This is a genomic window from Saccharopolyspora antiqui (assembly GCF_052246905.1).
In the GTDB taxonomy this organism is placed as follows: domain Bacteria; phylum Actinomycetota; class Actinomycetes; order Mycobacteriales; family Pseudonocardiaceae; genus Saccharopolyspora.
Map to the genome: position 1 here is coordinate 23,210 of NZ_JBQQBO010000045.1, position 9,201 is coordinate 32,410.

10 protein-coding genes are annotated in these 9,201 nt (G+C 68.9%); 6 read left to right on the top strand and 4 right to left on the bottom strand.

Annotation, left to right across the window (positions count from 1 at the left end; translation table 11 throughout):
* The first annotated feature begins 107 nt into the window (after positions 1–107).
* The 5 genes from ACTWQN_RS37355 to ACTWQN_RS37375 all read left to right on the top strand — a co-directional run bounded on the left by ACTWQN_RS37355 (position 108) and on the right by ACTWQN_RS37375 (position 5,197).
* Entirely contained in the window at positions 108–1,670 is a 1,563-nt protein-coding gene (locus ACTWQN_RS37355; protein ID WP_443208403.1) for an aldehyde dehydrogenase family protein, read from the top strand.
* Positions 1,671–1,887: 217 nt separating this feature from the next.
* A complete protein-coding gene (locus tag ACTWQN_RS37360; protein ID WP_443208404.1) occupies positions 1,888–2,781 on the top strand; it encodes an ABC transporter ATP-binding protein in 894 nt (297 codons plus the stop codon).
* Complete coding sequence (locus ACTWQN_RS37365; RefSeq protein ID WP_443208405.1) at positions 2,778–3,515, top strand: ABC transporter permease; 738 nt, start codon at positions 2,778–2,780, stop codon at positions 3,513–3,515. The genes ACTWQN_RS37360 and ACTWQN_RS37365 overlap by 4 nt, the downstream gene beginning before the upstream one ends.
* The gene (locus ACTWQN_RS37370) at positions 3,512–4,588 is read left to right on the top strand and encodes a sensor histidine kinase (RefSeq protein WP_443208406.1); all 1,077 of its coding nucleotides are present in this window, start codon (positions 3,512–3,514) and stop codon (positions 4,586–4,588) included. Before ACTWQN_RS37365 ends, ACTWQN_RS37370 begins: the two co-directional genes overlap by 4 nt.
* Positions 4,589–5,197: a response regulator transcription factor gene (locus ACTWQN_RS37375; RefSeq protein ID WP_443208407.1), complete on the top strand. Its 609-nt coding sequence runs from the start codon at positions 4,589–4,591 to the stop codon at positions 5,195–5,197. It begins immediately after the preceding gene.
* 79 nt (positions 5,198–5,276) lie between these two features.
* Here the strand turns inward: ACTWQN_RS37375 and ACTWQN_RS37380 are convergent, their stop codons facing one another.
* Together ACTWQN_RS37380 and ACTWQN_RS37385 are read right to left on the bottom strand one after the other, a co-directional pair.
* Positions 5,277–5,450, bottom strand: a complete 174-nt coding sequence (locus tag ACTWQN_RS37380; protein WP_443208408.1) for a DUF397 domain-containing protein — start codon at positions 5,448–5,450, stop codon at positions 5,277–5,279.
* Entirely contained in the window at positions 5,447–6,295 is an 849-nt protein-coding gene (locus ACTWQN_RS37385; RefSeq protein WP_443208409.1) for a helix-turn-helix domain-containing protein, read from the bottom strand. Before ACTWQN_RS37385 ends, ACTWQN_RS37380 begins: the two co-directional genes overlap by 4 nt.
* A gap of 419 nt (positions 6,296–6,714) precedes the next feature.
* On the opposite strand from ACTWQN_RS37385, the gene ACTWQN_RS37390 reads away from it, so the two are divergent.
* Positions 6,715–6,960: a hypothetical protein gene (locus ACTWQN_RS37390; protein WP_443208410.1), complete on the top strand. Its 246-nt coding sequence runs from the start codon at positions 6,715–6,717 to the stop codon at positions 6,958–6,960.
* Between the two features lie 188 nt (positions 6,961–7,148).
* Here ACTWQN_RS37390 and ACTWQN_RS37395 read toward each other — a convergent pair whose 3' ends face one another.
* Together ACTWQN_RS37395 and ACTWQN_RS37400 are read right to left on the bottom strand one after the other, a co-directional pair.
* Positions 7,149–7,682, bottom strand: coding sequence for a GNAT family N-acetyltransferase (locus tag ACTWQN_RS37395; protein ID WP_443208411.1), 534 nt, complete (start codon positions 7,680–7,682; stop codon positions 7,149–7,151).
* Positions 7,683–7,687: 5 nt separating this feature from the next.
* A complete protein-coding gene (locus tag ACTWQN_RS37400) occupies positions 7,688–9,124 on the bottom strand; it encodes an amino acid permease (RefSeq protein WP_443208412.1) in 1,437 nt (478 codons plus the stop codon).
* Positions 9,125–9,201: the final 77 nt, after the last annotated feature.

Here is a 9,201-nt window from a genome sequence, read left to right on the forward strand (position 1 = left end):
GAGGATCGCACCGAACTGTCCGCCGAGGGCAGACGGCGGGCGGTATCGCATGGCATCGTTCTAGACACCCGGCACCCATCACCCACCCCAATTTCCGAGGAGGGCGCATGTCGCTCCGGGTTCCTGACCACTGCACGGCGGCCGCCGTGCTCACCCGGGCCGCCGCCGCGGCTCCGGAGGCTTTCGACGGGCTCAATCCGCGCAACCTGATCGACGGCCGGTGGCAGGCCGTCGGCGAACCTGCCCCGCAGATCACCCCGGTGGACGGTTCGGTGTTCTCCCAGCTGCCCAAGATCGACGCCGGGACCGCGACCCGAGCCGTGCAGGCCGCCGCTCGGGCGCACCAGACCTGGGCGCAGACCACCTTGGAACACCGCCAGACCGCCGTGGCGACCGCGGTGGAGGCGATGTCGCAGGTCCGCGACGACTTGGCGCTGCTGCTGGCCTGGGAGATCGGCAAGCCTCGGAAGGCGGCGTGCGCGGACGTCGACCGCTGCCTGGACGGCGTCCGGTGGTACCTGGAGAACGCCGAGCAGATGCTGTCCGCCGACGTCGAGGGCGCGCCGTACAAGCGGCAGGCGCTACCCGGCCCGGTCAGCAACATCGCGAGCTGGAACTACCCGATGAGCGTGCTGGTGCACGCCGAACTGGTGCAGCTGCTCGCGGGCAACGCGGTCATCGCCAAGACGCCGACGCAGGGCGGTGCGGTGACGCTGACCGTCGCGCACGCGCTGATGGCCCGCGCCGGACTGCCCGCCACGCTCGTTTCCGGCGACGGTTCACGCCTGTCGGATCCGCTGGTGCAGGCCCCGGAAATCGGTGCGGTCGCGTTCGTCGGCGGGCGGTCCAACGGCGGCAAGATCGCCGCCCAGCTGGTCGACACCGGCAAGCGGCACATGCTCGAACAGGAAGGCCTCAACACCTGGGGGCTGTGGGAGTTCTCCGACTGGGAGGGCTTCGCCGCCCACCTGCGCAAGGGCTTCGAATACGGCAAGCAGCGGTGCACGGCGTACCCGCGGTTCGTGGTGCAGCGCAAGCTGGTCGACCAGTTCCTGGCCGCCTACCTGCCGGTGGTGCAGTCGGTGCGGTTCGGGCACCCGCTGGCGGTGGCCGACGGCGAGGAGCTGCCCGCGCTGGACTTCGGGCCGCTGATCTCGGCGGCCAAGGCCACCGAGTTGGAGGGTCGGGTCGCTGAGGCGCTGCGGCACGGCGCGGTGCCGCTGTACCACGGCAAGCACGAGCACGGCCAGTTCCTCGACGGCCAGGACATCTCCGCCTACGCGGCGCCGGTTACGCTGCTCGCCCCACCCGGTGCGAGTCGGCTGATGCACGAGGAACCGTTCGGGCCGGTGGACACGATCGTCGTGGTCGACACCGAGGCGGAGCTGCTGGCGCAGATGAACGCCTCCAACGGTGCGCTGGTCGCCAGCATCGCATCCGATGACGCCGCGTTCGCCGAGCAGCTGGCCGAGCACGTGCAGGCGTTCAAGGTCGGCATCAACAAGCCGCGCTCGCGCGGCGACCGCGAGGAGCCCTTCGGTGGTCGGGGCGCGTCGTGGAAGGGCGCGTTCGTCGGTGGCCAGCACCTCGTGCACGCCGTCACCCAGGGCCCGCCGGGCGAGCAGCTCTACGGGAACTTCCCCGGATACCACCGCTATCCCACGACGTGAGAAATCGTCCCGGCCATCCCCAGCAGCCGAGTCCCGCACGGCCGCTGCGAACCGGGTAGCCGATCTAGACCGGTTTCCACCCGAAGGGCACCTTCGATCGATTCGCACGGTCGAAGGTGCCCTTCGGGCATTGCTCGGTCAGCTGACTTTTGTCATCTCCGGCCGGTGACTCGGCCTCACTACCCGCGCCTTCCCGACCTGCGCACCATGGTCAGTCATGGAGACGGTGTTGGAAGTGCGGGCAGCGCGGCACAGCTACGGCGGCACGCGCGCCCTGGACGGGGTCGATCTCGAAGTGGGCGCCGGTGAGTGCGTGGCGCTGCTCGGCCCCAACGGGGCGGGCAAGACGACCCTGGTGAACCTCGTGATCGGTCTGCTGCAACCCCAGGAGGCGAGCTGGATCCGGGTGCACGGCGGCGATCCGAGGATCGCCGCGACGCGGCGGCACCTGGGCGTCGTGCAGCAGTCGATCGGGTTCCCCAACACCCTGAAGGTGGCCGAACTGGTCACCGGCGCCGCGGTGCGCGGCGGTGTCCCCCGGCAGGCGGCGGGCCCGCTGATGGCGGAATTGGACCTGACCGAACTCGCCGGGCGCAGGGCGGCCAAGCTGTCTGGCGGGCAGAAGCAGCGCCTGCAGCTGGCCATGGCGTTGGTGACCAGTCCGGCTCTGCTCGTGCTCGACGAGCCCACCGCCGGACTCGACGTGCCGAGCCGACGGCAGTTCTGGCGGGTGCTGGCCGAACGCCGCGCCCGCGGCACCGGCGTGCTGGTGACCACCCACCTGATCGAGGAAGCCGCGGTGGTCGCCGATCGCGTGGTGGTGCTGGATCACGGCCGGATCCTGGCGGCCGACCGCCCCGAAGCGCTGATGGCCCGGCTGCCCGACCGCACGGTCACCGCCAGGACCACGCTCGACCGCGCCCGGCTGGAGCGGCTGCCGGGTGTCGTATCGATCAGTTGCGACGGGGACCGGGTTCGGCTGGCCACCCGCGCACCTGAGACGCTGCTGCGCGTACTGCTGTCCGAGGACTCGGACCTGACCGACCTCCGCGTCGAAGGCGCTGGCCTGGCGGACGCCGTTGTCGGCCTGACCGAGGGGAATGCCGCGTGAACATCAGGATTTTCCGCGTCGAAGTCGCCGACGAGCTGCGGGCCATCGTCCGGGAGCCGACCGCGCTGTTGTTCGCCGTCTTGATGCCGGTCGCCTTCTTCGCACTCTTCGTTTCCCTGTACGGGAACCAGCAGGCCGAAACGATGTCGGCGGGCACCAGCATGCTGGCGACCTTCGGCACCTTCGGCGTGCTGTCGGTCGCGTTGACCAACCCCGGCATCGGTGTCGCGGCGGACCGCGAACGCGGCTGGCTGCGGGCGAAGCGGGTCTCCGCGGTCCCGATCGGTCTGACGCTGGCCGCGAAGGTGGTGGCCGCACTGCCCTATGCGGCCGGTGTGCTGCTGGCCATGTCCGTGATCGCCGCGCTCACCGGATCGTTGGACGCCTCGGTGACCGAGCTGCTGCGCGTGTGGATCGTGCTGCTGCTCGGCGCCCTGCCATTCGCGTTGCTGGGACTGGCGGTCGGTTTCCAGTTGGGGGCCAATGCGACCACAGCCGTCCTCAACGCGTTCCTGTTCCCATCGGCGGTGCTTTCCGGTCTGTGGATGCCGCTGGCGATCCTGCCAGCCTTCTTCGGACACATCGCGCAGTTCCTGCCGACCTACCACCTGGCCCAGCTGGCGCTGGCGCAGCTGGACGGCGGCGCCGCGGTCGGTCACCTGCTCGTGCTGCTCGGGATGACCGCGTTGGCAGCGGCCTTCGCCGCGCTGTCCTACCGCCATGCGCGATCATGAAGGGAACGGGACGTTTCACGCGCTGGGTGCACCTCGTCTACCTGGCGAACCTGTTGTGGAGTCCGGTCTTCGATCCCGGCTCGACCTGGCTGGACTGGCTGCTGGTCGCCGGTGTCGTCGTTGTCTTCGTCCCGATGTACGCGGTCGTTTGGCTGCGGCCCACCCGGGCCCGCTGGTGGTGCACCGTGCCGACGGCACTGCTCGGTGCGGCCGTGACCCCGTTCAACTCCGGTGCGGCGGTGCTGTTCGTGTACGCGGCGGCGTTCGCGGGCGTCTCCGAATCGCGGCGCAACGCCCTGCGGTGGTTCATCGGTCTGTCCCTGCTGCTCAGCCTGTTCTCGGTGCTGTCCTTCGTGCCCATGCCCTGGCGGTTGTACGGCATCGTGCCCTCGCTGCTGTTCCTCTGGCTGATCGGGACGCTGCAGGTCGAATGGGCCGAGCGGGAACGCGCCGACGCCGACCTCCGGATCCACAACGCGCGCATCGAACACCTCGCCACCCTGGCCGAACGGGAACGCATCGCCAGGGATCTGCACGACCTGCTCGGCCACTCGCTGACCGCCATCATCGTGCGGGCGCAGCTAATCGGTGAACTCGTCGACCAGGATCCGGCGCGGGCGCGCGAGGAGGCCGCCGAGATCGAAGGCACCGCACGGACGGCCCTCACCGAGATCCGCGACACCGTCAGCGGCTGGCGACAGGCGAGCCTCGACGCCGAACTGGAGTCGGCGCGCGCCGCGTTGTCGAGTCTCGGAGTGGAGGTGCTCGTGCGGCGGGATGCGAAACTGGCGATCGTGGGTTCCACCGAGCACGAACTGGCGTTGGCGCTGCGCGAAGCCGTCACCAACGTCGCACGGCACGCCAACGCGAGCACCTGCCACATCGGCCTCGACGCCCGGGACGGCGAGCTGCGGCTGGTGATCGCCGACGACGGGGTGGGCGGCGCGGCGGCGGAAGGAAACGGCCTGACCGGCATGCACGAGCGGATCGCCGCCCTGGGCGGACGGGTGCACCACACCGGCGCGGCTGGCAGGACCGTCACCATCGCGGTGCCCCTGCGGGTGGCCACGTAGATGAAGCCGATCCGGGTCGTGCTCGCCGAGGACCAGGCGATGGTCCTGGGTGCCTTCGCCGCTCTGCTTGACCTGCAGCCGGACGTCACCGTGGTGGCGACCGCGGGAAACGGGGACGCGGCACTGGCGGCAGTCGAGCGGCACCAGCCGGACATCCTGTTGACCGACATCGAAATGCCGGGGCGGACCGGACTCGATGTCGCCGCGGAACTGCGGCGGCGGGCCGATCCGGTGCGGGTGCTGATCGTCACCACCTTCGCGCGCAGCGGCTACCTCCGGCGCGCCATGGAAGCCGGTGTGGCGGGCTACGTGCTCAAGGACGCGCCGATCGCGGAACTGGTGACGGCCCTGCGCCGGGTGCACGCCGGTGAGCGGGTGGTGGCTCCCGAACTGGCGATGGCGGCGTGGGATCAAGCCGACCCGCTCACCGAACGAGAACGGGAACTACTCCGCGAGGTCGCCACCGGCGCGACCAACGCCGACATCGCCGCCCGCCTCCACCTCGCCGAGGGCACCGTCCGCAACTACTTGTCAACGGCCATGGCCAAACTCGGCGCCCGAAACCGCACCGAAGCAGCCAACACCGCCCACACCCACGGCTGGCTATAACCCCAAAGATGACCGGGTGAGGGGCACCCGTGACCCAGTTACTCGGTCACGGGTGCCCCTCACCCATCACACAAACGGTTCACCGCTCGAAACGACCATCCTTGACAGCCCGCAAGAACCTCGCGATATCGACGTCGAGCACCGGTCCGCCGGGATCCTTCGAATCCCGGATCAGACCGCGTGGGCTCGATAACTCGACGCAGTTGCCGTTCGCATTGGAGTAGCTGGACCTCAGCCAGGCGTGGGTGCTCATCTTTCCTCCATCTCCGAAATGGTCTTTGCGATGAGGTCAAGCGAGTCGGCTTCATCCATCGCGATCTCGCTGAGCCAGGCCACGGCCTTCTGATATTCCACGACATCGTGCTCAGTCGGGATGAAAGCACCCGAACTGTGATGCTCGAAGTGCACGACGGGCGAAGCGTCCTGGAACTCGTAGAAGACGAACGGACCGGCCCACCCCGGGTGCCACCCAATGCGCAGCGGCATCAGCTGCACCACCACGTTGGGCCGTTCGGCCATTTCCGCCAAATGCCTGAGTTGATCCAGCACAACACCCTCAGGCCCAATGGGCTCGTGCAGAGTCGCGACCCCGACGAGCGCACGGAAACTCACCGGATTCCGCCGAGTTAGAACCTCGCGGCGACTCACGTTGAGCATCACTCGCAGCTCGATGTCGGTCTGCGACAACCCTGCGGCTTCCTTGACCGCTCTGGTGTAGTCGGAAGTTTGGAGGAGTCCCGGGACTACCATCGGCGACCACTCGACGATCGACGAGGCTGAACGTTCGCACTCCACAACGCCTGCGAGCTGCTGCGGGATGCCGTTCATTCCGACCGTGAGCCAGTTCGGTTCGGCAACATTGCGCGACAGATCTAGGATTCTCTCGCGCTCGCGCGGGGAAACTCGAAGCACGGTCAGAATCATCGCGACCGTTTCAACGTTAGGCACCCGATGGCCGTTCTCCCAGTGCGAGATCTGCGTGTGCGAGAGCTCCAGTTGTCTCGCCAGTTCTCGTGAACCCACACCGCTGGCCATTCGGGCTTCGCGAAGAGCCGCCGACAACGCCCTGGCACGCGGCGTACCTGCGGTTGCGGCCATGCACCACATCCTATCGGTTGATCAGCGCAAACAGATCACCCAATTAGATCACTGGTGGTGCACTCCGGCAACCAACCATCATGGTGGCAACGCAACCAATGAACAGGTTGCGAACCGTGGAGGTGTTGGAGTTGGAGACGTGGCCCCGGTGGTTGCCTTCGCCTGGATTGCGGGTGTTGGACACGCATTTCGTGCTTCGGCCCGGTGGGGCTGGCGAATGCGGCGCGGAGGTGATGTGGGCCGCCGTCGGGCATCCGATCACTACCCGGCCGCGTTGCGCGGTCTGCGTGCGGATCGAGCGAACGCACCACAGGCCATCGAATCCAGCCCGATCCGACCTGGCCAGCCGCCGGGGCGCGCGAGGGCGCGAGCAGAAATGCGTCAAGCGGTCGCGCTGACCTGACCATCCACATCGGACGATGACAGGCCGGGAGGGCTTGCTGATGTTCTGGCTGCAACTGGGCACGCTCATCGCGATCAACGCCGTGGTCTTCGCGATGCTGCTCATCCCCACCGCGAATCCCCACCAGCACGGCGGCGGAAGCGGGGAATCCCACGACGTGTGGCAGCTGATCGACGACGTCGAGTCCCAACTCGAAGCCGAATGCACCGGCCACCACCGCCTGCACCGATCAACACCGGACGAGGAGCCCCGAGCCGCGTAACCCCCAGAACCGGATCGGCGCGTCGACCCCTCCCCGACCACCGCGCCGATCCTCCCGGTAGCCGGGCTCGCCCCCTAGCCCGGCTACCGGGCCCCGCACGTGGTCAGGTGCCCGTACTTGGTCAGGTGGCAGCCCCGTTCGACCGGAAAAACCGGTCAGGATTTCTGCTCGCCCAATGGGAAACGCGCCTACCAGACCTCGCCGTCGCGCCAGTCGCAGGTCGCCAGGTCTGCGGTCCGGTCCAGTGGCGCGGTCACCGGCAGGACGAAGATGTAGCCGTCCTCGTCAGCGGTTCGCCGGAAGCCGGTCGGGGTGAGGATCGAGGTCGGGCCCTGCCACGGCTGCCAGCCGCGCGCCGCGTAGAACGCCATCCCCTCCTCGCTGGCGCCGAGCGCGCCCAGTTCGTAGGCGCCGCGCACCACGCGCTCCAGCTCGGCCATCAGCATCGCGCCGACACCTCGGCGGCGGTGGTCGGCGCGGACGCCGACCCCCTCGATGTAGCCGGTGCGCAGTGCCCGCCCGGCGTGCAGCAGTCGTCGTTGGACCACCGCGCCGTGGCCGATCAGGGCACCGTCGTCCCACGCCAGCGCGTGGACGCCGCCCAGGCAGTGTTCCCAGTCGTGCTCGGTCATGTCGTCGAACACGTCGTAGAGCAGGGCCCGGGCGGCTTGCAACGTCGCGTCGTCCAGGTCGGCGGTGTGCGCCGCACGCACTTCGGTCATGCCGGTCAGTTTGGCAACGACTTGCCCTCGGTCGCGACCGCTTTGTCCGCGAGCACCGATCGCCGGTAGCCGTAGAACGAGTACACCAGCAGACCCACGACCATCCAGCCGACGAAGCGGGCCCAGGTGACCCAGTCGAGCTGGCTGATCAGCCACAGCGAGAACAGCACGCCGATGGCGGGCACCACCGGCACCCACGGACACCGGAATCCCCTGGGCAGATCGGGGCGCTGGCGGCGCAGGACCACCACCGACACCGCCACGACGATGAACGCGATCAGGATGCCGATGTTGGTCAGCTCGGCGGCTTCCCGGATCGGCAGCAGACCGGCGATCAGCGCCGACACCACACCCACCACCCAGGTCGCCCGGTGCGGCACGCGACGCACCGGGTGGGTCTTGGCGAACCAGCCGGGCAACAGCCCGTCGCGGCTCATCGCGAACCACACCCTGGTGACCGCGAGCATGTTGGCGAACATCGAGGTCACGATGCCGAACACCGCACCGACCGCGACGATCAGCGCGAGACCGGGCAGTCCGACCGAGGCCAGTGCACCGGAGAACGGGCTGCGGACGTCGATCTGGCTGTAGTGCTGCATGCCCAGCAGCACCACGCAGACCAGCACGTAGATCACCGTCGCGATGCCCAGCGAGTAGATGATCGCCCGCGGCATCGACCGGCGGGCGTCGGCGGATTCCTCCGCTGCCGCGCTCATCGCGTCGTAGCCGTAGACAGCGAAGAACGCGGTGGCGGCGCCGGTGATCGCGCCGCCGAGACCGTAGGGCAGGAACGGCGTGTAGTTGCCCGCGTTGATGTGGAACGCCCCGGCCACCACGACGACCAGCACCAGCACGATCTTCATCACCACCAGCGCGGTCTCCACCCGAGCCGAGGACTTCGCGCCTCGGTTGAGCAGCCAGGCCAGCAGCAGGCACAGCACCATCGCGAACAGGTCGACCACGTGCCCGTCGCCGGTTCCCGGTGCGCCGAGCATCCAGGCGGGCAGGTCCAGGCCGAGCTGGTTGACCAGGTAGGACAGGTACCCGGAGACGCCGATGGCGACCACCGCGACGATCGCGGTGTACTCCAGCAGCAGGTCCCAGCCGATCAGCCAGCCCGCCAGCTCGCCCAGCACCGCGTACGCGTAGGTGTAGGCGGAGCCCGCTTTCGGGATGAGACTGGTGAATTCCGCGTAGCACAGCGCCGCCGCCGCGCTGGCCAGCACCGCGATCAGGAACGACAGCAGCACGCCCGGTCCGGCCAGCTCGTTGGCGACCACGCCGCTGAGCGAGAACACCCCGGCGCCGACCAGGCCGCCCAGGCTCAGCGCGGTCAGCTGCCAGGTGCCCATCACTCGTTTCAGGCCGACCGACTGCGGCGGATCGTCGATGTCGTCCACCGGTTTGCGCCGCAGCACGCCACGGCCGTTCGAATCGATCATTGGGCCACCTCCGGGAAAGGGCGCGCGGCATCGCCCGGCGCGCCCAGGGGGTCGTGTGTGGGAAAGCCGGGTGGAGC

Bases quoted from the DNA above. Each gene is read 5' to 3' on its own strand.
- ACTWQN_RS37380 (WP_443208408.1), bottom strand. From the start codon at position 5,450: ATGAGCACCCACGCCTGGCTGAGGTCCAGCTACTCCAATGCGAACGGC.
- ACTWQN_RS37390 (WP_443208410.1), top strand. From the start codon at position 6,715: ATGACAGGCCGGGAGGGCTTGCTGATGTTCTGGCTGCAACTGGGCACG.
- ACTWQN_RS37400 (WP_443208412.1), bottom strand. From the start codon at position 9,124: ATGATCGATTCGAACGGCCGTGGCGTGCTGCGGCGCAAACCGGTGGAC.
- ACTWQN_RS37355 (WP_443208403.1), top strand. From the start codon at position 108: ATGTCGCTCCGGGTTCCTGACCACTGCACGGCGGCCGCCGTGCTCACC.
- ACTWQN_RS37385 (WP_443208409.1), bottom strand. From the start codon at position 6,295: ATGGCCGCAACCGCAGGTACGCCGCGTGCCAGGGCGTTGTCGGCGGCT.
- ACTWQN_RS37370 (WP_443208406.1), top strand. From the start codon at position 3,512: ATGAAGGGAACGGGACGTTTCACGCGCTGGGTGCACCTCGTCTACCTG.
- ACTWQN_RS37375 (WP_443208407.1), top strand. From the start codon at position 4,589: ATGAAGCCGATCCGGGTCGTGCTCGCCGAGGACCAGGCGATGGTCCTG.
- ACTWQN_RS37395 (WP_443208411.1), bottom strand. From the start codon at position 7,682: ATGACCGAAGTGCGTGCGGCGCACACCGCCGACCTGGACGACGCGACG.
- ACTWQN_RS37360 (WP_443208404.1), top strand. From the start codon at position 1,888: ATGGAGACGGTGTTGGAAGTGCGGGCAGCGCGGCACAGCTACGGCGGC.